The sequence below is a fragment of the Micromonospora endolithica genome (assembly GCF_003626595.1).
In the GTDB taxonomy this organism is placed as follows: domain Bacteria; phylum Actinomycetota; class Actinomycetes; order Mycobacteriales; family Micromonosporaceae; genus Micromonospora; species Micromonospora endolithica.
Map to the genome: position 1 here is coordinate 273,048 of NZ_RBAK01000007.1, position 21,014 is coordinate 294,061.

Consider the following 21,014-nt stretch of genomic DNA (forward strand, 5'->3'; position numbering starts at 1 on the left):
AGGTCGGGGTGTCCGGCCGGCGTAGATACCCCAACTTCACTGATCGCGTGTTGGTCTTGGCGGCGGGAGGACCTGGGCCGCGGCCGGGAGAGGCCGGGATGTGTCCGGGGCCGGGACGGGTCAGGGTGCGGCGAGGGGGGCGGTGGCGGCCGCGGTGAGCTTCACCAGGTCCCCGGGGGACAGTTCCAGTTGAAGGCCGCGGCGGCCGGCCGAGACGTACACCGTCTCGTGTCGCAGCGCCGACTCGTCGACCACCGTCGGAAGGCGCTTGCGCTGGCCGAGCGGACTGATGCCACCCCGTACGTAGCCGGTGGCCCGCTCGGCGACCACCCGGTCGGCCATCGTGGCCCGCTTGCCGCCCAGGGCCGCCGCGAGAGCCTTGAGGTCCAGCTCGCCGGTCACCGGCACGACCGCCACCGCGAGCGCCCCGTCGACCTCGGCGACCAACGACTTGAACACCCGCTCCGGCGGCGCACCCAGGGCCGCCGCGACCAGCGCGCCGTAGTTCGGCGCGTCCGGCGACACGGCGTAGGGATGGGTACGGTACGCCACCTTCCGTTTCGCCAGCAGCGCCGTCGCCGGAGTGCCCTGTCCCGCCACGCCCGTCAACCTAACCGTCGACCGGACGGCAGACCAGCACCGTCGGCGCTCCCGCCACCCGGGTCAGCACCAGGCTCGCCGCGCCGGTGCCGGACAGTCTCAGGTCGCGGCGCAGTTTCTCCGGTTCCAGCGCCGAGCCGCGCTTGAGGATCTCCACCCGGCCGACCCCGCGCTCGCGCAGCAGTGCGCGCAGTCGCTTGAGCGAGAACGCCAGCACGTCGGTGATCTCCAGGCAGCGCGCGAACGGCGTCGCGGTCGGGGTGTCCGCGTACAGGTAGGCGATGCTCGGGTCGGCGATCGTCGCGCCCAGCTGGTCGGCCAGCTCGGCCACCAGGTGTGCGCGTACCACCGCCGGGTCCGGGTCGTACAGGTAGCGCCGCACCGGCCCTACCGTGGCCTCGACGTCACCGGAGCCGGTCAGCTGATAACAGGGGGCCCTTCCTCTACCGGAGGCGTTAAGAAGGGGCCCTTCCTTCAGCACGGTGGCGCGGCGGGGGACTTCGGCCAGCGGGCCGCACCACAGTGCGGCCTCGACCAGGTCACCGTCCACGCTCACCCACTCCGCCTCGGCGCCGGCCGGGATCAACGCGTGGTCCAACCCGGGGGCCACCTTGACCACCGTGCGCGGCACCCGTTCAGCCAGCGCGGTGACGAAATCCCACGGCGGTGAGTAGGAGTTCGGGTCGAAGATCCGCCGGCCGGATCCCGCCCTGCGCCGTGCCGGGTCGCAGAACACCCCGTCGACCGTGGACAGGTCGAACGCGGTGGCGTCGCCACATTCGACGGTGAACACCTCGGCCAGCCCGGCCGCCTCGGCGTTCGCGGCGGCCAGCGCGGCGGTCAGCGGGTCGGCCTCCACCCCGTGGACCCGGATGCCGGCACGCGCGGCGGCGAGCGCGTCCGCGCCGAGGCCGCATCCCAGGTCGGCGAGTCGGGTGACGCCGGCGGCGTGCAGCCGGGCCGCGCGCCGGGCCGCGACGACGCCCCGGGTGGCCTGCTCCAGGCCGGCCCGGGTGAGGAACATGCCGGCCGCCGCCGGGCCGAACTTGCCGACCGCGCGACGGCGCAGCTCCGTCTGGGTGAGCGCCGCCGCGCCGAGCCCGGCGGGCACGCCGGCCGAGCGGAGCGCCGCCGCCGCCGTCAGCGGGTCGCCGCCGGCCACCCGCGCCGCCGCGTCCAGCACCGCCGACCCCTCGGGGGTACGCAGCGCCGCCAGTTGTTCCAGGTCCACCCGCCCATTGTCCGACCCCGGTCCGGCCGACCGGCCGGCGGTGTCAGCCAGTGTCGGCGGGCTGGTGGGGCGCGGGTGTCGGCGGAGGCGGCGGGGTCAGCGGTCGGCGGGGACGGCGGCGACGAAGGCCCGCCAGCCGGCCGGGGTGAAGGTCAGTGCCGGTCCGGTCGGGTCCTTGCTGTCCCGGACGGCGACCACGCCGGGCAGGTTGTCGGCGACCTCGACGCAGGCCCCGCCGTTTTGGTTGCTTCGGGTGGACTTGCGCCAGGCGGCGTGGGTCAGGTCCATGTCTTCGCCACTTCCTCGATCAGGCGGGCGGACTGCCGGCGCGGCAGCGCCTCACCGGCCACAGTCTCCCAGCGCCGTCCGAGGGTGGCAAGGTCGTTCGGGCCGTCCACGGTGTGCCCGCGGAGCTGGTTGTCCAGGTGGGCCACCTCGGTGCCGTCGGCGAGCCGGGCCAGGACGAACGGCCCGGCGAGCCCGACGTGCCACGGTGTCTCGGCCGGGACGATCCGCACCTGCACGTGCGGCGTGCCGCCGATGGTCAGCAGGTGCTCCAGTTGCTCCCGCATGGTGGCCCGGTCGCCGACCTGGCGGCGCAGCGCCTGCTCGTCCAGCACGGCGACTAGCTGCGGCGGCTCGTCCCGGGTCAGCACCGCCTGCCGGGCCATCCGGGCCAGCACCCGCTTGTCGACCTCGTCGTCGGTCAGCAACGGGCCGGCCCGGAGCATCGCCCGGGCGTACGTCTCGGTCTGGAGCAGCCCGGGGATCACCGTCGGGTCGTACCAGCGCAGGGCGGTGGCCTCCCGCTCCACCTCCTCCCACGGGCGGAACCAGTCCGGTGCCGCGTGCAGCCGGATCAGCTCCAGCAGGCTGACGAAGAGCCCGCCGGTCTCCAGCACCGTGTCGACCCGGCCCAGGTAGTCGGGGTTGAGGTGGTGGTGGCCGAGCTCGACGGCACTCACCGCCGACGAGGAATAGTTGATCAGACGGCCCAGCTCCTCCTGGCTGAGGCCGCGGGTCTGCCGGGCCCGGCGCAGCTGGTCGCGCAGGAACCCCAGGGTCGGTATGTCGATCATCCGCTCGCCCTCCGTCGTCCGGTCGATGCCGGAACGTAGTGGCGTGCTCGCGCGCTCCGGAAGTGAATGCCGGCGTGTCGCGGTGAACAGTGGCGGAGAAGTGGCGGACGAGTGGCGACACGGAGGGTTGGCGGCTGGCACTCTCCTTGACGGAGTGCTAGCCGAGGAATAACCTGCGATTAGCACTCTCACCCTGAGGGTGCCAACTTCCGGGCCCTCGTGTCCGGTGGTTGAACGCCAGGCGGACCGGCACCCGCGACGACGGCCCCGCCCGGTGGCATGTGGCAGATTGACGCCGGCCGGCCCCGGTCGGCCGGTAACGAAACCAGTACCCCAGGAGGGTATGCCCGTGACTACCGCGACCAAGGTTGCGATCAAGCCGCTCGAGGACCGGATCGTGGTCCAGGCGAACGAGGCTGAGACCACCACGGCGTCGGGCATCGTGATCCCCGACACCGCCAAGGAGAAGCCGCAGGAGGGCACCGTCCTCGCTGTCGGCCCGGGCCGGATCGACGACAAGGGCAACCGCGTGCCGATCGACGTGAAGGTCGGCGACACCGTCCTCTACTCGAAGTACGGCGGCACCGAGGTCAAGTACGCCGGCGAGGAGTACCTGGTGCTCTCCGCCCGCGACGTCCTCGCGGTCATCGAGAAGTAACCAACCGATCAGTGTCGTTGCCCCGGTCCGGCTCGCCGGGCCGGGGCAACGTCGCTTCGAAGGGACATCCATGGCGAAGATCCTGAGCTTTTCGGACGACGCCCGGCACCTGCTCGAGCACGGTGTCAACGCCCTCGCGGACGCGGTCAAGGTCACCCTCGGACCGCGCGGGCGCAACGTCGTCCTGGACAAGAAGTTCGGTGTGCCCACGATCACCAACGACGGCGTGACCATCGCCAAGGAGATCGAGCTCACCAACCCGTACGAGAACCTCGGCGCGCAGCTGGTCAAGGAGGTGGCGACCAAGACCAACGACGTGGCCGGGGACGGCACCACCACCGCTACCGTGCTCGCCCAGGCGATGGTCCGCGAGGGCCTGCGCAACGTGACCGCCGGTACCAACCCGGCGGGCATCAAGCGGGGCATCGACGCCGCCGCGGCCAAGGTTTCCGAGGCGCTGCTCGGCAAGGCCGTCGAGGTCTCCGACAAGGAGTCGATCGCGCACGTGGCGACGATCTCCGCGCAGGACGCCACGATCGGCGAGCTGATCGCCGAGGCGATGGAGCGGGTCGGCCGCGACGGTGTCATCACCGTCGAGGAGGGCTCGATGCTCACCACCGAGCTGGACGTCACCGAAGGTCTCCAGTTCGACAAGGGCTTCATCTCGCCGAACTTCGTCACCGACGTGGAGGGGCAGGAGGCGGTCCTCGAAGACCCGTACATCCTGATCACCACGCAGAAGATCTCGGCGATCGAGGAGCTGCTGCCGCTGCTGGAGAAGGTCCTCCAGAACAGCAAGCCGCTGCTGATCATCGCCGAGGACGTCGAGGGTCAGGCGCTGTCCACCCTGGTGGTCAACGCGCTGCGCAAGACCATCAAGGTCTGCGCGGTCAAGGCGCCCGGCTTCGGCGACCGCCGCAAGGCGATGCTCCAGGACATGGCGATCCTGACCGGTGCCGAGCTGGTCGCCCCGGAGCTGGGCTACAAGCTGGACCAGGTCGGCCTGGAGGTGCTCGGCACCGCCCGGCGCGTCGTGGTCGACAAGGAGACCACCACGGTCGTCGACGGGGGCGGCCAGTCCGCCGACGTCACCGACCGGGTCTCCCAGATCCGCAAGGAGATCGAGGCCTCGGACTCCGAGTGGGACCGGGAGAAGCTCGCCGAGCGGCTGGCCAAGCTCTCCGGCGGCATCGCCGTCATCAAGGTGGGCGCGGCGACCGAGGTCGAGATGAAGGAGCGCAAGCACCGCATCGAGGACGCCATCGCCGCGACCAAGGCCGCGGTCGAGGAGGGCACGGTGCCCGGTGGCGGTGCCGCCCTGGCCCAGATCCTGCCGGTGCTCGACGACGACCTCGGCTTCACCGGTGACGAGAAGGTGGGTGTCTCGATCGTGCGCAAGGCGCTGGTCGAGCCGCTGCGCTGGATCGCCCAGAACGCCGGCCACGACGGCTACGTGGTGGTGCAGAAGGTCGTCGAGAGCCCGTGGGGCACCGGTCTCAACGCGGCCACCGACGAGTACGTCGACCTGGCCAAGGCCGGCATCCTCGACCCGGTGAAGGTGACCCGCAACGCGGTCTCCAACGCCGCGTCGATCGCCGGGCTGCTGCTCACCACCGAGAGCCTGGTGGTGGAGAAGCCGGAGCAGGCCGAGCCGGCCGCCGCGGGTGGTCACGGCCACTCGCACGGGCACGGCCACCAGCACGGCCCGGGTTTCTGACCCCTGCCGTACGCCCGACCGGGGCGCACCGTCCTCACCGACGGTGCGCCCCGCCGCGTTCCGGCGGTGGTGGTTACGGAACGCTGACGTCGCTGGCCGATCGCCACGCCGATCGGAAAGACTGGTCCGATGAGCAGTACGACGCCCCGGTACGCCGCCCTGGCCGGACTCACCGCCGCCGCCGTGGCGATCGGCTCCGCCGAACTGGTGGCGGTGGCGACCGGTCCCCGTTCGGCGCCGCTGGTCGCCGTCGGTGGACTGGTCGTGGACACGGTTCCCGAGCCGCTCAAGCAGTTCGGCATCGCGCTCTTCGGCACGTACGACAAGATCGCCCTGCTGGTGGGGACGGCGCTGCTGCTCGGCGCGTTCGCCGCCCTGCTCGGTGTCCTGGCGTTGCGCCGGTTGTGGGTGGGCCTGGCCGGCATCGCCGCCTTCGCCGCGCTCGGCGTGGCCGCCGCCCTGACCCGCGCCGGCGCGGACGCCTTCGACGCCCTACCCGCCCTGGTCGGCGCCGGCCTGGGCGCGCTGGTGCTCTGGGCCTTCGTCGCCGGTCCCCTGGAGCTGAACCCCTGGCCCTGGACCTCGCCGACCCCCGCCGCACCCGCGCCCGCCGAGCCCGCGCCCGTCGAGCCCGCTCCCGAGCCCGCCGCTCCCGGGCCCGCCGCGGCACCGCGGGTCACCGACCCGGAGTCGCGGCGGCGGTTCCTCACCTCGACCGCGGTGCTGCTCGGGGCGGCCGGTGCGGTGGGTCTGGGTGGCCGGTGGCTGGCCGGCCGGCGGGGCGTCTCGGCGGCCCGGACCGCCGTGGCCCTGCCCACCCCGTCGTCGGCCGCGTCGCCGGTGCCGGCGGCGGCCGACCTGAAGGTCTCCCAGTTGGCGCCGTACGTGACGCCGAACTCCGACTTCTACCGCATCGACACCGCCCTGGTGGTGCCGCAGGTCGACCCGGCCACCTGGGAGCTGCGGATCCACGGCCGGGTGCGCAACCCGATCACGCTCAGCTTCGACGACCTGCTGGCGCGGCCGATGGTGGAGCGGCACATCACGCTGGCCTGCGTGTCCAACGAGGTGGGCGGTGACCTGATCGGCAACGCCCGCTGGTTGGGCGTGCCGATCCGCGAGCTGCTCGCCGAGGCGGAGCCGGAGGAGGGCGCCGACCAGGTGGTCGGGCGGTCCGTCGACGGGTGGACCTGCGGTACCCCGACCGCGGTGCTGCGCGACGGCCGGGACGCGCTGCTGGCGGTGGGCATGAACGGCGAGCCGCTGCCGGTCGAGCACGGTTTCCCGGTGCGGATGGTGGTGCCGGGCCTCTACGGCTACGTGTCCGCCTGCAAGTGGGTCACCGAGCTGGAGCTGACCAGCTTCGCGGACTTCGACGCGTACTGGGTTCCGCGCGGTTGGTCCGCCCAGGGACCGATCAAGACGCAGTCACGGATCGACACCCCCCGCCGCCGCAACCGCCTGACCGCCGGCCCGGTCACCGTGGCGGGCGTGGCGTGGGCCCAGCAGCGCGGCATCCGCCGGGTGGAGGTACGCGTCGACGACGGCCCCTGGCAGGAGGCCACCCTGGCCGCCGCGGTGTCGGTGGACACCTGGGTGCAGTGGTCCTGGCGCTGGGAGGCGACACCCGGTGACCACACCCTCCAGGTGCGGGCGACCGACTCGACCGGTGAGACGCAGACCGCGCGGCGTACCGCGGTCGCCCCGGACGGCGCCACCGGTTGGCACACCGTCAACGTGTCCGTCGACTGACCGCCTCCCGGGGCGGCTCGGGCCCGGCTCGGGGGCGGTCGACTCCTGATCCGGCCCGGGGCGGCGCCGCGCCGCTCCTGAGCCGACCGGTGTGGTACGCCGATCCGTGCGGTGCGCCGATTCTGGATCCGGACGGCATGACGTGGGATCGCCTTATTTCTGTGAGACATATTTATTTCAGAGAGACATGAAGCGATCGCGTCTGGTATCCCTCGGCGTGAGGCGGCACCCCCGCATGACTGGGGCGACCCCGGTCGCGCACGGCGGTGGCGGGCACGGCGGTGGCGGGCACGGCGGTGCTGTGGGAAGGCAGTGGTGGGACGACGGCGCCGCGCCCCGATGGGGCGCGGCGCCGGTGAATGTCTTCGGGAAGAGGTTAGGCGACCTTGCGCTGATCCGGGACGGACTTGCGCTGGTCCGGGACGGTCGACTTGTGCGGGCGGCCCAGGCGGGCCTCCAGGCGCGCCACGTCGACCCGGCTCTGCCGGCGATCGGCGACGTCCTCCCAGCCCAGGGCCAGCAGACGAAGCCGCTCGGACTCGCTGAAGCCACCCCAGACGCCGTACGGCTCGCGTACGGCGAGGGCGTGCGCGGCGCACTCGGCCCGCACCGGGCAGGCCCGGCAGACCGACTTGGCACCGGACTCCCGCCGTAGCCGGGACGAGCCCCGCTCGCCGTCGGGGTGGAAGAACTGAGCGCTGTCGCGACCCCGGCAGGCACCGAGACGCTGCCAGTCCCAGAGATCGACGATGGGTCCGGGCAGCCTACGTACGTTCGACATCAGCACCCCTCCTTCCGCGCGGCACCGCGGAGATCATGTGAACCGGCGTCCGGGCGGCGGTCCGCGCAGGCGCGCCGTTTCCGGCCTGAGACCCTCGGTACCCCCGGGATTCGGCACTCACACGTCTGTGATCGAAAACCTCGAACAAATCGCGGCATATGCCCCAGATGTCGGAAAAGTTCGAAGGATTGCTCCGAACCTCCTCCCGAGCGCACCCGACCATGGTCTGCTCGTTGGCGGAGAGGAGACCCACTGTGCGTACGGTTCTCGTGTGCGTTCGGACCCCATTGGCGGCGCAGCACCTTACCTCCGCCGCGGCGCGGCTGGGGCTGTCCGCGGTCGTACGGACGGCCGTCTCCGATCCGGAGGTGATGCTGCGACTGGCCGAGCGCCCGGCCGACGTGGTGCTCGCCGACACGGCCCTCACCCGGCCGGACAGCGCCGGCTTCGTCCGGCGGGTGCTCGCCCGCGCGCCGCAGGCCGCCGTGGTGCTGCTCGGCACCGAGGAGTCCGAGGCGGCCGCGGCCACCATCAACGCCGGCGCCCGGGGCCTCATCCAGGGCGCCGACCACGACCTGACCAGCGCGGTCGCCAAGGCGCTGCTGCTGCTGTCCTCGCCGGGCCGGGCCAACCGCCCCCGGATCACCGACCCGGCGCGGGACACCGCGACGGTCGGCGGCGCGGCCCGCGCCACGCCGCCGAAGCGGTCGTCGGCCGAGTCGACGTCCTGGTCGGCGGGCCCCGCCGACGGCGGGGGCGGCATCCCGGCGGTGGTGCCGGTGCAGCGGGGCGACGACCCGGCCGACCCGGCGGGCGAGCCCGAACCGGCGACGGGCGGGACCCGGACCGCGGCCGCCGGGCGCACCGGTCGCGCCGCGGTGGGGCTCACCGAGCGGGAGTTGCAGGTACTGCTCGGCATGGCCGAGGGCAAGAGCAACGCCGAGATCGGTCGCGAGTTGTTCGTGTCGGAGGACACCGTCAAGACCCACGCCCGACGGCTCTTCCGCAAGCTCGGCGCACGCGACCGGGCGCACGCGGTCGCCGCCGGCTTCCGGGCCGGTCTGGTCGCCTGAACGCCGCCGCCCGCGGAGCGACCCGAGGCGGGTCAGCGACCGCGCTCGCCGGGCTCCTCGTCGGCGTTCTCGGTCAGCGTGTCGTGCACCCCGTCGGCGTAGCCGCGCGCGTAGTCCCAGGTGACGTAGTGGTCCGGGTCCGGGTCGTACGCCGGTTCGTGCACCCGGGGGCGGCCGGAGCTGAGCAGGTGCCGCAGGTTGCCCCGGAGCAGGTCCCAGTCGAAGTAGTGCGGCTCGCGGCAGTCCTCGCAGTCGATGACCAGTCCACGTACGCCGATCGGGGCCAGCAGCGCCTGGTAGATCTCCAGGTCGGCCAGGTCCTCCAGCACGTCCTGCCGCTCGACGTCGGTCAACGGGTCGAGGGGTTCGTCGCCGGGATCGTGCAGCCCCGCCGATGGGTCGGCGGGGTCGCCGTTGAACGGGTCGATGGGCTCGTCGTGCACCCCCTCACCGTAGACCCAACGCCTCACCGACGCCTGCCCGGTGACCTGCCCCGCCACCGGCGGGAGGCGGGAGGGCCACTGGGTACGATGGGACGACGCGCCGTAGGCCGGCGCGTTCCGGTGCCCGCCGCGCCACCTCGCTGAAGCCCGACCGAGCAGCTCAGGGGAGCAATAGTGGAAATTTCGCCCAGCACCGATCTTCCGGCCGGCGTCGACAACGGCGAGCTGGGCGGCCACCTGCCGGAGCTGCCCGCCGGCTCGGCCCGGGTGGTGCCCCTCGGTCTGACCTTCGACGACGTGCTGCTCCAGCCGGGCGAGTCGGACGTCGTCCCCAGCCGGGTCAACACCCGGACGAAGCTGACCCGCAACGTGGAGCTGTCCATCCCGCTGCTGTCCAGCGCGATGGACACCGTGACCGAGGCCCGGATGGCGATCGCCATGGCCCGCCAGGGCGGCATCGGCGTCCTGCACCGCAACCTCTCCGCGGAGGACCAGGCGCTCCAGGTCGACCTGGTCAAGCGTTCCGAGTCCGGCATGATCACCAATCCGGTGACGGCCAGCCCCGAGGACACCCTCCGCGAGGTCGACGAGCTGTGCGGGCGGTACCGCATCTCCGGCGTGCCGGTGGTCGACCGGGACGGCCAACTGGTCGGCATCGTCACCAACCGCGACATGCGGTTCGTCTCCGACCCGGCCACCCCGGTCCACTCGATCATGACCCGGACGCCGCTGGTCACCGCCCCGGTCGGGGTCAGCAAGGACGACGCGCTGGCGCTGCTGCGCCAGCACAAGGTCGAGAAGCTGCCGATCGTGGACGACTCGGGCCGGCTGCGCGGGTTGATCACGGTGAAGGACTTCACCAAGAGTGAGCAGTACCCGGACGCCAGCAAGGACGACGCCGGCCGGCTCCGGGTCGCCGCCGCCATCGGGGTGGGCGAGGACGCCTACAAGCGGGCTCGATCCCTGGTCGACGCGGGCGTCGACGTGCTGATCGTGGACACCGCGCACGGCCACCAGCGGGCCGTGCTGGAGATGGTCCGCCGGCTCAAGAAGGACGTGACGGTCGACGTCGTCGGCGGCAACGTGGCCACCTACGCCGGCGCGAAGGCACTGGTCGACGCCGGTGCCGACGGCGTCAAGGTGGGCGTGGGGCCGGGTGCCATCTGCACCACCCGGATCGTCGCCGGGGTCGGCGTGCCGCAGGTGACCGCGATCATGGAGGCGGCCCGGGCCGCCCGCCCGGCCGGCGTGCCGGTGATCGGCGACGGTGGCATCCAATACTCGGGCGACATCGCGAAGGCCCTGGTGGCCGGTGCCGACACGGTGATGCTCGGCAGTCTGCTGGCCGGTTGCGAGGAGAGCCCCGGCGAGCTGATCTTCGTCAACGGCAAGCAGTACAAGGCGTACCGCGGCATGGGTTCGCTCGGCGCGATGCAGTCCCGGGGCCAGGCCAAGTCGTACAGCAAGGACCGCTACTTCCAGCAGGACGTGCTCAGCGACGACAAGCTGGTCCCGGAGGGCGTGGAGGGTCAGGTGCCCTACCGGGGGCCGCTGTCCCGGGTGGCCCACCAGCTGGTCGGCGGGCTGCGCCTGGCGATGGGGTACGCCGGTGCGGAGAACATCCCCGACCTGCACCACCGGGGCCAGCTGATCCGGATCACCGCGGCCGGGCTCAAGGAGAGCCACCCGCACGACATCCAGATGACCGTCGAGGCGCCCAACTACCACACCCGCTGACCCCACCACCCCCAACCACCTGGAGTCCCCCATGCGTGACGTGGTCGAGATCGGGCTGGGCAAGACCGCGCAGCGCGGTTACCACCTGGACGACATCGCCATCGTGCCGAGCCGCCGCACCCGGGACGTCGACGACGTCTCCACCGGCTGGCAGCTCGACGCGTACCAGTTCGGCATCCCGTGCGTCGGCCACCCGTCGGACGCGACGATGAGCCCGGGTTCGGCGGTGCGGCTCGGTCAGCTCGGCGGGCTGGGCGTGCTCAACGTCGAGGGTCTGTGGACCCGCTACGAGAACCCGACGAAGGTGCTGGAGGAGCTGGCCGGGCTGGGCGAGGACGCCCGCGCGACCAAGCGCCTCCAGGAGGTGTACGCCGAGCCGATCCGCCCCGACCTGATCGCCGAGCGGGTGCGCGAGCTGCGTGCCGGCGGCGGCACCGTGGCGGTGCGGGTGTCCCCGCAGCACACCCTGACGCTGGCCCCGGTGATCCTGGACGCCGGTGTGGACATCCTGGTCATCCAGGGCACCATCGTCTCCGCCGAGCACGTCTCGACCACCGACGAGCCGCTGAACCTCAAGGAGTTCATCGCCGACCTCGACCTGCCGGTCATCGTCGGCGGCTGCACCGACTACAAGACCGCGCTGCACCTGATGCGGACCGGCGCGGCGGGCGTCATCGTCGGCATCGGCGGCGACGACTGGTCCACCACCGAGTCGGTGCTCGGCATCCGGGTGCCGATGGCGACCGCCATCGCGGACGCCGCGGCCGCCCGCCGGGACTACCTCGACGAGACCGGCGGCCGTTACGTGCACCTGATCGCCGACGGCGACATGCAGACCTCCGGGGACATCGCCAAGGCGCTCGGGTGCGGTGCCGACGCGGTGATGCTCGGCGAGCCGCTGTCGCTGTGCGCCGAGGCGCCGGCCGGTGGCGCCTGGTGGCACTCCGCCGCCAGCCACCCGTCGCTGCCCCGGGGCGCCTTCGAGGTGGCCGGTGAGCCGCTCGGTTCGATGGAGCGACTGCTCTTCGGCCCGGCCGACGAGCCGGACGGCCAGCTCAACCTCTTCGGTGGCCTGCGCCGCGCGATGGCCAAGTGCGGCTACCGCGATCTCAAGGAGTTCCAGAAGGTCGGCCTGGTCCTGGACCGCTGACCGGCGGGAAGCATCCGCGCACGCACCGGTCGCGCCGCTAGGCTCGACCGGTGCGTCGTCGTCTTCCCCGGTTCCGGCCGGCCCTGGCGGTGGCCGTCGCGGCGGCCCTCGTGGTGGTCGGCTGCACCGACCACGCCGAGCGCGACCGGGCGGAGTTCCGGCCGGGCAGCGCCGACCTCGGTGACGCGTACGTGCCGGGCAGCGGCAACGGCGGCTACGACGTGCGGAGCTACCACCTGGCCCTGCGGTACGACCCGGCCAGCGACGCGCTCACCGGCCGGGCGCTGATCGCCGCGACGGCGACGCAGGGGCTGTCCCGGTTCAACCTGGACCTGGCCGGCCTCGACGTCACCTCGGTCACCGTGGGCGGCGACCCGGCCGAGTTCCGCCGTGACGGCGACGAACTGGTGGTCACCCCACGCGCCGGGCTGCCGGCCGGCCGGGATTTCGACACCGCGGTCGAGTACGCGGGCGTGCCCACCGCGAAGGCCGACGGCCAGCTCGGCAGCGGCGGCTTCCTGCACACCGCCGACGGGGCGATCGCGCTCGGCCAGCCCTACTCGGCGGCCACCTGGTTCCCGGTCAACGACCACCCCTCCGACAAGGCCACGTACGACGTCGAGGTGACCGTCCCGGACGGGCTGGAGGCGTTGGCGGGCGGCGTGCCGGGGGAGCGGACCAGCGCCGGGGGCTGGACCACCTGGCGCTGGTCGGAGGCGACGCCGATGGCGAGCTACCTGGCGTTCCTGGTGATCGGCGACTACCGGGTGGTCACCGGCACGCACGCCGGCCGGCCGATGGTGACCGCGGTGCCGGCGAGCCTGCCGGCGGGCAGTCCGCAGGAGCGGTCGCTGGCCCGCACCGGCGCGATCGCCGACTTCCTGGCCAGCCGTTTCGGGCCGTACCCGTTCGACTCGTACGGCGGGGTGGCGGTCACCGACGAGCGGGTCGGGTACGCGCTGGAGACGCAGTCCCGGCCGGTCTACGGACCGGGCTTCTTCCGGGGTGGCCGGCCCAACCTGGACGTGGTCACGCACGAGCTGGCCCACCAGTGGTTCGGCAACAGCGTGGCGCTGGGCCGGTGGAGCGACATCTGGCTGAACGAGGGCTTCGCCACGTACGCGGAGTGGTTGTGGACCGAGCACGACGGCGGCCGGACCGCGCAGGCGAGCTTCGAGCGGCAGTACGCGGCGACCGACTGGTCGCGGCCGGCGCTGGATCCGGGCCGGGCGCGGTTGTTCGGCTCGGCGGTCTACCAGCGGGGCGCGCTGGTCGTGCACGCGTTGCGGCGTACCGTCGGGGACGACGCCTTCTTCCGGATCCTGCGCGCCTGGACCCTTGAGCGGCGGGACGGCACCGGCACCACCGACGACTTCGTCGCGCTGGCCGAGCGGGTCGCCGGCGAACCCCTTCGGTCGGTCCTGGACGCCTGGCTGACCGGGACGACCGCTCCCGCCCTGCCGTGACCCACCGTTGACCGGCGCTGGGTAGGCTGCCCGCGTCGACACGGGACGGTCGACATCGGGGAAGGGGCAGGGCGATGACGTTGTGGCGCCGCAGCACGGGGCTGCTGCTGACCGGGGCGCTGGGGCTGACCGCGTGCGGGTCCTCGGCCGAGCCGGCGCCGAACGCGTCGAACGCGTCGACCGCCCCGAGCCCCTCGCCGCCCGAGGCGTCCCGCCAGTTCACGCCGGGCGCGCCCGGCGTCGGCGACGCGTACTTCCCGACCTACGGCAACGGCGGGTACGACGTCGCGCACTACACCGTCCAGGTCCGGTACGACCCGGCGCAGGACCGGCTGACCGGCACCACCACCGTGCGGGCCGCCGCCACCGCCGACCTGTCCGCGTTCAACCTCGACCTGGCCGGCCTGACGGTCACGTCGGTGAAGGTGGACGGGGCGCCGGCCAAGCACTCCCGGGCCGACGACGAGCTGGTGGTCACGCCGGCCGCCGGGCTGGTCGAGGGCAACGGCTTCGTGGTCGAGGTCGGGTACGAGGGGAAGCCGGAGCCGCTGGAGAACGAGGCGCTCGGCGTCGGCGGCTGGCTGCACACGGCGGACGGGGCGATCGCCCTGGGCCAGCCCGAGTCGGCGAGCACCTGGTTCCCGGTCAACGACCACCCCTCGGACAAGGCCACCTACGAGATCGCGGTGACCGTCCCGAGCGGGCTGACCGCGGTGAGCAACGGGGTGCCGGACGGAAAGAGCACCGCCGAGGGCTGGACCACCTGGAAGTGGGCGGAGCGCAGCCCGATGGCCAGCTACCTGAGCACGGTGGTGATCGGGAAGTTCCGGCTGACCCAGGAGAAGCACAAGGGACGGCCGGTGTTCCACGCGGTGACCACCTCGATCCCGAAGGGCGCCGCGGACCGGTCGATCGCCGAGACGGTCGCGGTCGCCGACTACCTGGAGACCGTCTTCGGGCCGTACCCGTTCGCGGCGTACGGCGGGGTCGTCGTCTCGGATCCACGGATCCGGTACGCGCTGGAGACCCAGTCCCGGCCGGTCTACTCGGCCGGGTTCTTCCGGCGCGGCGAGAACACCGGAGTCGTCGCGCACGAGTTGGCCCACCAGTGGTTCGGCAACAGCGTGGCGCTGGCGAAGTGGCAGGACATCTGGCTCAACGAGGGCCTGGCCACGTACGCGGAGTGGCTGTGGGGCGAGCACGACGGCGGGGGCACCGCGCAGGCGGCGTTCGACCGCGCGTACGCCGGCTCACCGAGCGCGGTGTGGCGTACGCCGCCGGGCCGGCCGGGGATGGCGAACCTGTTCAGCGAATCGGTGTACCAGCGGGGTGCGATGACCGTGCACGCGCTGCGGGTGGCCGTCGGGGACAAGACGTTCTTCGAGCTGGTCCAGACCTGGGCGACGCGGAAGCGGAACGACAACGCGACCACCGGGGAGTTCGTCGCGCTGGCCGAGCAGATCTCCGGCAAGTCCCTGGACGGGCTGTTCGACGCGTGGTTGTACGGCACCGAACGGCCGGACCGCCCGAAGCCGCTCTGACCGCCCTCGCTCAGTTGCGGACCCGCAGCTCCGGGTGGGCGGCGAGGTACGCCTCGGCCCGTCCGGCGCGCAGTTCGGTGAGGAACTTCCGGCCGACCTGGGTGAGCTGCTCGCCCTGGTAGCCGCTGCCCCGACCGACGCCGGCGCCGGGCAGGCCGACCGCGGTGAACCGGTCCGGGGACATCCCACCCAGGGCGTACGCGATGTCGACGATGCGCGGGCCGCCGGCATAGATCAGCGTGTCGCCGAGCGCGGCCACCACCTGCTCGACCCGGTCCGGCTGCCGGGCCAGGTCCTCGTCGAGGATCTTGCTGACCAGCGCCTTGACGAGTTGCTGCTGGTGGCGCTGGCGGGTGTAGTCCCCGCCGGTGACGTAGCGCTGGCGGGCGTAGTCCAGCGCCTGCCAGCCGTTGAGGTGCCGATCGCCCTTCTCGTACACCATCTGCGGTCCGACGTACCCGCCGCCGCCCGGCCTCAGGTCACGGTGCGTGCCGTCCGGGCGACGGTGCTGCGAGACGACCCGCTGGTCGACGTAGAGGTCCACGCCGCCGAGGGTGTCCACCAGCTTGTCGAAGCCGCCGAAGGTGATCACCGCGCCGGCGTCGATCCGCAGCCCGGTGTAGCCGCTGACGGTGCTGCGCAGCAGCTCGTAGCCCTGGGCGGCGCTCGGCTGCTTCGGCTTGCCGGGCACCCGGCTGCCGTAGCTCATCGCGTGGGTGAGCTTGGTCCGCCCGCCCCGGTAGCCGGCCTTCGCGAAGGCCGGGATGTCGACCAGCAGGTCGCGCGGCAGCGAGAACAGGTAGGCCCGGTCCAGGCCCTTCGGCACGTGCAACACCAGGACGGCGTCGCCGTGCGGCTCCCAGCCGGGCTGGCTGACCCGGGTGTCCACCCCGACCAGCAGCAGGTTCAGCGGCCCGGTGAGGCTCGCCCCCGGTGGCGGCGTGGTCGGCGCCGCCGACGACGGTGACGCGGTCGGCGCCGCCGCGGTCGCCCCGGTGACCGTCGGCGTCTCCGGGCGATCACCGGTCAACCCGATCATCGCCACCACGCCCGCGGCGACCAGCACCGCCACGACGGCGGCCAGCGCCGGCCACCGCCGGCGCAGTGGCGCCCACGCTATGCGGACCATGCCCGCCCCCTTCCCGTACCGACTCAACGCTCCGACACCGGGATCGGGTAGCGGCTGCCGCATGGATCATGCACGATCCGCCGAACCGTCCCCCTGGCGCAACGCCTACCCGCCGGTAATGATGCGTGCATGCGGTACGACGTGCTCGTCATCGGGTCCGGCTTCGGCGGCAGCGTCACCGCGCTCCGGCTCGCCGAGAAGGGCTACGCCGTCGGGGTGCTGGAGGCCGGCCGGCGGTTCGCCGACGACGAGTTCCCGCAGACGTCGTGGCGGCTGCGCCGTTTCCTGTGGGCGCCCCGGCTCGGCTGCTACGGCCTGCAACGGATCACCCTGCTCCGCCCGGCCGACCGGCGGACCGGCGGCGGCGTGATGGTGCTCTCCGGCGCCGGGGTCGGCGGCGGGTCACTGGTCTACGCGAACACCCTCTACGAGCCGCTGGACGCCTTCTACGCCGACCCGCAGTGGCGGGACATCACCGACTGGCGCACCGAGCTGGCCCGCCACTACGACCAGGCGAAACGGATGCTCGGGGTCACCACGTACCCCCGGGTCACCGGCGCGGACCGGGCGATGCGGGCGGTGGCCGACCGGATGGGGGTGGGGTCGACCTTCCACGCCACCCCGGTCGGCGTGCACATCGGCCGGCCCGGCGAGCGGGTGGCCGACCCGTACTTCGGTGGGGCCGGGCCGGAGCGCACCGGCTGCACCCACTGCGGCGGGTGCATGACCGGCTGCCGGCACGGGGCGAAGAACACGCTGGTCAAGAACTACCTGTGGCTCGCCGAGCGGCTCGGCGCGCGGGTCCACCCGCTGACCACGGTGACCGCGGTCCGCCCCGCCGCCGGCGGCGGGTACCAGGTGCACACCGTCCGCACCGGGTCCTGGTTGCGCCGGCGGCGCCAGGTGCTCCACGCCGACCAGGTGGTGTTCGCGGCCGGGGCGCTGGGCACCCAGCGGCTGCTGCACGAGATGCGGGCGACCGGGGCGCTGCCCGGGCTCTCGCCCCGGCTGGGCGAGCTGACCCGGACCAACTCCGAGGCGATCCTCGGTGCCTCGGTGCCCCGGCAGCGGGCCCGCGCCGCCGGCACGGACTACTCCGAGGGGGTGGCGATCACCAGCTCGTTCCACCCCGACCCGCAGACCCACATCGAGCCGGTCCGCTACGGCCGGGGCTCCAACGCGATGGGCCTGCTCCAGTCGCTGCTGGTCGACGGCGGCCCGCACCGGGTGCGCCGGTGGCTGGGCGCGATCGTCCGGCAGCCCCGCCTGGCGGCCCGGATGCTGTCCGTCCGTGGCTGGTCGGAACGTACGGTGATCGCCCTGGTCATGCAGTCCGCGGACAACTCGCTGACCACCCGGTTCCGACGCGGACCGCTGGGCCGGCGGCTGGTGTCCGGCCCGGGGCACGGCGCGCCCAATCCGACCTGGATCCCGGCCGGCAACCGGGCGGTGCGGCTGCTGGCGGAGGAGATCGGCGGCACCCCGGGCGGGGCGCTCACCGAGCCGTTCGACATCCCGATGACCGCGCACATCCTGGGCGGCGCGGTGATCGGCGCCACCCCGGCCGACGGGGTGATCGATCCGTGGCACCGGGTGTACGGCCACCCGGGGCTGCACGTGGTGGACGGTGCGGCGGTCTCGGCGAACCTCGGGGTGAACCCGTCGCTGACGATCACCGCGCAGGCGGAGCGGGCGATGTCGTTCTGGCCCAACCGGGGCGAGCCGGACGCGCGGCCGCCACTCGGCTCGCCGTACACCCGTCTGGAGCCGGTGCCACCCCACCGCCCGGCGGTCCCCCCGGGCGCCCCGGGTGCCCTGCGGTTAGGAAGGGCCCCTTCCTAACGCCTCCGGTAGAGGAAGGGCCCCCTCCTAACGCCTCGGGCGGGCGCGTCGCCACCCGGCGCCGGGCTCCCGGTGAAGGTCCGCCGGTCCATCCAGGCGACGACCGCGGCGTGCGGGAGGGTCAATGCCGCCAGTACGGCGATCGTGGTGGGCAGCGCGTCGACCGGCTGCTCGGGCCGGCCGACCAGCGCGGCCAGGAAGACCGAGGCGGCCAGGGTGGGCAGCGCCGCCCGCCGGGCGAAGCGACGCAGTGGCGGGGAGAGCCGGCCGGCGGTCAGGTCGGCGTGGTTGGCCGGGTCGGCGTGCAACAGCCGGGCCACGTGTCGCAGCGAGTGCCAGCCGGCGAAGTACGCCCCGATCGCCAGCGCGGGTGGCACCGCGGCGAAGAGGGCGACGAGCAGGACCGGTTCGACGGCGCTCCGGAGCCGGCCGGCCCGGACGCCACGCCGCAGGGTGACGCCGATCGCCACGAGCAGGCAGAGTGCCGCGGTCAGCCGGATCTCGGTGGTGAGTAGCGCCGGTACACCGGGAGCGACCGCCGCCAGCAGCGGATCGACGGCGTCCGGTCGCAGGAGCAGGGGCAGCACCACCGGCGGACCGCCGTGGGCGAGCACCCCCGACCCGGTGTACCGGACGGGCCGGTGGTCGCGTTCGGCGTGGAACGCCTCGTCGGCGGCGCCGAAGTGCACGACCGACACGGCGAGGAACCCGAGCAGCGCGAGGTCGGGGGCCGCCCGGAAGACCGCGAGCACCCCCGCCGCCACGGCCGCGTACGCCAGCGGCAGCGCCAGGCGTGCGAACGGTGGACGCGCCCGGACGGAGAGCCAGGCCGGGACCAGGTGGTCGACCGCGCCGTGCGGCAGGCCGAGGACCAGGCCCACGACCAGGAATGCCGGCGACGCGCCGAAGTCGTACCGGTGCAGCAGGGGCGCGCCCGCCAGCAGCGCGGCGACGACCAGCGCGGAGACCAGGCCGGCGCGGTCCAGCAGCCGGTACGCCGGGGGCCGACCGGCGGTCCCGGCGGTGGGTCCGGCGTGGCCGGCGGTGGACGCGGCGTTGCCGGGGGTGGCCGCGGCCCCGGGCGGCACCGGAGTGGTCACCGGGAGGCCGCGATCGGAAGCTCGCCGCGGGCGGACAGTTGCCGGAGCCGGCCGAGGTCGAGGATGCCCCAGCCCACCTTCGACGCGATGGAGAGCAGGACGAAGAGCGCGGTGTCGGTGGGGGCGCCGAGCAGGCCGATCCCGGTCGGGCTGACGAACCAGATCACCGGGTACCCGATCCAGAGCACGCTGAGCAGCAGCGCGGCCTCCCGGTAGGCGTGGTGCAGGCCGGCGGGTTGGCGGCGCGCCACGGCGTGCAGCGGGCCCCAGACCAGCGCGTAGATCACCAGCAGGGCGACCGTTCCGAGCGTGTAGCACAGCCAGCGGGTCACGTCGTCGTCGGCGAGGTCGGCGACAAGACCGCTGAGGATCATCACCACGTTCGTGCCGACCAGCGCGACGACGAGTGGGGGGTGCCGCCTCGGCAGGGCGTGCGTCGCGGTGAGGGCCAACGCCACGAGCAGCAGGGACGCGCTCACCACCCAGTCCGCGTACCGGGTCCAGTAGGTGGGGTGGCCGCCGCCGTCGGTCCGTCCGCCGCCGAGCGCCGTGAAGGTGTACCAGAGCCCGGACCACAACGGGATGGCGATCGCGACCGCGTACTCGACGCGGGGGACGCCACGCGGGTCGGCCGCCCAGCGGACGAGGAACAGGACGCCGGCCGCCATGGCGGTGACGTACAGCCAGAGCCACCATCCCGTCATCCGACCCGCTCCTCCGCCTCCGGTGGGGGACCCGGCGAATTCCGCTCTCCGCATCCGTCCCGCCGCCTACGGTAGGCAGGCATAACGGATCTCTGGAACAAATCGCTTTATCTCCTCCCACGGACCGGAAGGCGGGGCAGTGAACTTCGAGAACCTGTTCTCGTACAACGTCGACCAGTACACGCTGGTCTCCCACGTACTCAGCCTCGGCTTCGCGGTGATGGCCGCCGGGTTGGTCTACTTCCTGGTCACCGCCCGCTCGATCGCCCCGCGGTACCGGCTCTCCTCGGTGCTCTCCGCCGTCGTGATGGTGTCGGCCTTCTTCGAGCTGTTCCTGCTCTACCAGCGCTGGGTCAGCGCCTTCCAGTGGGACGGCACCGCCTTCGTCCAGTCCGACACGCTGTTCTCCAACGGGTACCGGTACGTCAACTGGTCGATCGACGTGCCGGTCCTGCTGATCCAGTTGCTGGTCGTGATGGGGGTGACCGGCCGTCGGTTCCACCAGATCTGGGTCGCCTTCGTGGCCGGCGGGCTCGCGATGATCTACACCGGGTACGCCGGACAGTTCCACGAGGTGGAGCGCTCCGCGCCGTTCTGGGTCTGGGGCCTGGTCAGCACGGCCTTCTTCCTGGTCCTGCTGGCCCTGGTCTACCGGGTCATCTTCGGCAACCTGGCCCGGCTTCCCGAGTCCGCCCGAGGGGTGGCCCGGGGCGTCTGGTGGCTCGTGGTGGTCTCCTGGCTGCTCTACCCGGGCGCCTACCTGATGCCGGCGATGTGGGACTCCGCCGACGGCGTGGTGGCCCGACAGATCACCTACACGCTGGCGGACATCACCTCGAAGGTGGTGTACGGGGTCCTGCTCGGCATCATCGCGCGCAAGGTCAGCACCACCGAGGGGTACGGCCCGGCCATCGAGGACGAGGTGGCCCTGCCCCGAGGCGGGATCACCGACCGCGGGGCACCCGCCGGCCGCCGGGGGAGGACCGATCGCGATCGGTAGGATCAGCCACC

The 21,014-nt window shown here is 73.1% G+C and carries 19 protein-coding genes; 10 read left to right on the forward strand and 9 right to left on the reverse strand.

Annotated features, from left to right (window positions below; genetic code table 11):
• Positions 1–120: 120 nt before the first annotated feature.
• The 4 genes from ybaK to D7223_RS19445 all read right to left on the reverse strand — a co-directional run bounded on the left by ybaK (position 121) and on the right by D7223_RS19445 (position 2,910).
• Positions 121–600, reverse strand: coding sequence for a Cys-tRNA(Pro) deacylase (ybaK, locus tag D7223_RS19430; protein WP_120729927.1), 480 nt, complete (start codon positions 598–600; stop codon positions 121–123).
• 10 nt (positions 601–610) lie between these two features.
• Positions 611–1,831, reverse strand: a complete 1,221-nt coding sequence (locus D7223_RS19435; protein ID WP_120729818.1) for a THUMP-like domain-containing protein — start codon at positions 1,829–1,831, stop codon at positions 611–613.
• A gap of 96 nt (positions 1,832–1,927) precedes the next feature.
• Positions 1,928–2,119 (reverse strand): DUF397 domain-containing protein, encoded by a 192-nt coding sequence (locus tag D7223_RS19440; protein ID WP_120729819.1) that lies wholly within the window; start codon positions 2,117–2,119, stop codon positions 1,928–1,930.
• Positions 2,110–2,910, reverse strand: a complete 801-nt coding sequence (locus D7223_RS19445; protein ID WP_120729820.1) for a helix-turn-helix domain-containing protein — start codon at positions 2,908–2,910, stop codon at positions 2,110–2,112. Before D7223_RS19445 ends, D7223_RS19440 begins: the two co-directional genes overlap by 10 nt.
• Positions 2,911–3,253: 343 nt before the next feature.
• On the opposite strand from D7223_RS19445, the gene groES reads away from it, so the two are divergent.
• The 3 genes from groES to D7223_RS19460 all read left to right on the forward strand — a co-directional run bounded on the left by groES (position 3,254) and on the right by D7223_RS19460 (position 7,037).
• On the forward strand, positions 3,254–3,568 hold the full coding sequence (gene groES / locus D7223_RS19450) for a co-chaperone GroES (protein ID WP_018222648.1): 315 nt from the start codon (positions 3,254–3,256) through the stop codon (positions 3,566–3,568).
• Positions 3,569–3,638: 70 nt separating this feature from the next.
• Entirely contained in the window at positions 3,639–5,285 is a 1,647-nt protein-coding gene (groL, locus tag D7223_RS19455; protein WP_120729821.1) for a chaperonin GroEL, read from the forward strand.
• A 129-nt stretch (positions 5,286–5,414) separates the two neighbouring features.
• Positions 5,415–7,037, forward strand: a complete 1,623-nt coding sequence (locus D7223_RS19460) for a molybdopterin-dependent oxidoreductase (RefSeq protein ID WP_120729822.1) — start codon at positions 5,415–5,417, stop codon at positions 7,035–7,037.
• A gap of 376 nt (positions 7,038–7,413) precedes the next feature.
• Here D7223_RS19460 and D7223_RS19465 read toward each other — a convergent pair whose 3' ends face one another.
• Positions 7,414–7,818 carry a WhiB family transcriptional regulator gene (locus tag D7223_RS19465; protein WP_120729928.1) on the reverse strand — a complete coding sequence of 135 codons (405 nt, stop codon included), beginning with the start codon at positions 7,816–7,818 and terminating at the stop codon, positions 7,414–7,416.
• Between the two features lie 254 nt (positions 7,819–8,072).
• Here D7223_RS19465 and D7223_RS19470 point away from each other — a divergent pair, with 254 nt between their 5' ends.
• Positions 8,073–8,891 carry a helix-turn-helix transcriptional regulator gene (locus D7223_RS19470; RefSeq protein WP_120729823.1) on the forward strand — a complete coding sequence of 273 codons (819 nt, stop codon included), beginning with the start codon at positions 8,073–8,075 and terminating at the stop codon, positions 8,889–8,891.
• A gap of 32 nt (positions 8,892–8,923) precedes the next feature.
• Here the strand turns inward: D7223_RS19470 and D7223_RS19475 are convergent, their stop codons facing one another.
• Complete coding sequence (locus tag D7223_RS19475) at positions 8,924–9,334, reverse strand: DUF5319 domain-containing protein (protein WP_120729929.1); 411 nt, start codon at positions 9,332–9,334, stop codon at positions 8,924–8,926.
• 174 nt (positions 9,335–9,508) lie between these two features.
• Between D7223_RS19475 and guaB the strand changes: the two genes are divergently transcribed.
• The 4 genes from guaB (at position 9,509) to D7223_RS19495 (ending at position 15,228) form a co-directional block, all read left to right on the forward strand.
• The gene (guaB, locus tag D7223_RS19480) at positions 9,509–11,071 is read left to right on the forward strand and encodes an IMP dehydrogenase (RefSeq protein ID WP_120729824.1); all 1,563 of its coding nucleotides are present in this window, start codon (positions 9,509–9,511) and stop codon (positions 11,069–11,071) included.
• A gap of 31 nt (positions 11,072–11,102) precedes the next feature.
• Positions 11,103–12,221 carry a GuaB3 family IMP dehydrogenase-related protein gene (locus D7223_RS19485; protein WP_120729825.1) on the forward strand — a complete coding sequence of 373 codons (1,119 nt, stop codon included), beginning with the start codon at positions 11,103–11,105 and terminating at the stop codon, positions 12,219–12,221.
• 50 nt (positions 12,222–12,271) lie between these two features.
• The gene (locus D7223_RS19490; RefSeq protein WP_120729826.1) at positions 12,272–13,687 is read left to right on the forward strand and encodes a M1 family metallopeptidase; all 1,416 of its coding nucleotides are present in this window, start codon (positions 12,272–12,274) and stop codon (positions 13,685–13,687) included.
• A gap of 74 nt (positions 13,688–13,761) precedes the next feature.
• On the forward strand, positions 13,762–15,228 hold the full coding sequence (locus D7223_RS19495) for a M1 family metallopeptidase (RefSeq protein ID WP_120729827.1): 1,467 nt from the start codon (positions 13,762–13,764) through the stop codon (positions 15,226–15,228).
• A gap of 10 nt (positions 15,229–15,238) precedes the next feature.
• Here the strand turns inward: D7223_RS19495 and D7223_RS19500 are convergent, their stop codons facing one another.
• Positions 15,239–16,357, reverse strand: a complete 1,119-nt coding sequence (locus tag D7223_RS19500) for an LCP family protein (RefSeq protein ID WP_120729828.1) — start codon at positions 16,355–16,357, stop codon at positions 15,239–15,241.
• A gap of 129 nt (positions 16,358–16,486) precedes the next feature.
• On the opposite strand from D7223_RS19500, the gene D7223_RS19505 reads away from it, so the two are divergent.
• The gene (locus D7223_RS19505) at positions 16,487–18,199 is read left to right on the forward strand and encodes an FAD-dependent oxidoreductase (protein WP_120729829.1); all 1,713 of its coding nucleotides are present in this window, start codon (positions 16,487–16,489) and stop codon (positions 18,197–18,199) included.
• Here the strand turns inward: D7223_RS19505 and D7223_RS19510 are convergent.
• Positions 18,196–19,299 (reverse strand): Brp/Blh family beta-carotene 15,15'-dioxygenase, encoded by a 1,104-nt coding sequence (locus D7223_RS19510; protein ID WP_158610915.1) that lies wholly within the window; start codon positions 19,297–19,299, stop codon positions 18,196–18,198. The two genes, D7223_RS19505 and D7223_RS19510, sit on opposite strands and share 4 nt — an antisense overlap.
• Positions 19,296–20,003: a bacteriorhodopsin gene (locus tag D7223_RS19515; protein WP_158610916.1), complete on the reverse strand. Its 708-nt coding sequence runs from the start codon at positions 20,001–20,003 to the stop codon at positions 19,296–19,298. Before D7223_RS19515 ends, D7223_RS19510 begins: the two co-directional genes overlap by 4 nt.
• Before the next feature lie 139 nt (positions 20,004–20,142).
• On the opposite strand from D7223_RS19515, the gene D7223_RS19520 reads away from it, so the two are divergent.
• Positions 20,143–21,003 carry a bacteriorhodopsin gene (locus D7223_RS19520; protein WP_120729832.1) on the forward strand — a complete coding sequence of 287 codons (861 nt, stop codon included), beginning with the start codon at positions 20,143–20,145 and terminating at the stop codon, positions 21,001–21,003.
• Positions 21,004–21,014: the final 11 nt, after the last annotated feature.

Bases quoted from the DNA above. Each gene is read 5' to 3' on its own strand.
- D7223_RS19465 (WP_120729928.1), bottom strand. From the start codon at position 7,818: ATGTCGAACGTACGTAGGCTGCCCGGACCCATCGTCGATCTCTGGGAC.
- D7223_RS19445 (WP_120729820.1), bottom strand. From the start codon at position 2,910: ATGATCGACATACCGACCCTGGGGTTCCTGCGCGACCAGCTGCGCCGG.
- groES (WP_018222648.1), top strand. From the start codon at position 3,254: ATGCCCGTGACTACCGCGACCAAGGTTGCGATCAAGCCGCTCGAGGAC.
- D7223_RS19460 (WP_120729822.1), top strand. From the start codon at position 5,415: ATGAGCAGTACGACGCCCCGGTACGCCGCCCTGGCCGGACTCACCGCC.
- D7223_RS19495 (WP_120729827.1), top strand. From the start codon at position 13,762: ATGACGTTGTGGCGCCGCAGCACGGGGCTGCTGCTGACCGGGGCGCTG.
- D7223_RS19515 (WP_158610916.1), bottom strand. From the start codon at position 20,003: ATGACGGGATGGTGGCTCTGGCTGTACGTCACCGCCATGGCGGCCGGC.
- D7223_RS19505 (WP_120729829.1), top strand. From the start codon at position 16,487: ATGCGGTACGACGTGCTCGTCATCGGGTCCGGCTTCGGCGGCAGCGTC.
- D7223_RS19500 (WP_120729828.1), bottom strand. From the start codon at position 16,357: ATGGTCCGCATAGCGTGGGCGCCACTGCGCCGGCGGTGGCCGGCGCTG.
- D7223_RS19485 (WP_120729825.1), top strand. From the start codon at position 11,103: ATGCGTGACGTGGTCGAGATCGGGCTGGGCAAGACCGCGCAGCGCGGT.
- groL (WP_120729821.1), top strand. From the start codon at position 3,639: ATGGCGAAGATCCTGAGCTTTTCGGACGACGCCCGGCACCTGCTCGAG.
- D7223_RS19440 (WP_120729819.1), bottom strand. From the start codon at position 2,119: ATGGACCTGACCCACGCCGCCTGGCGCAAGTCCACCCGAAGCAACCAA.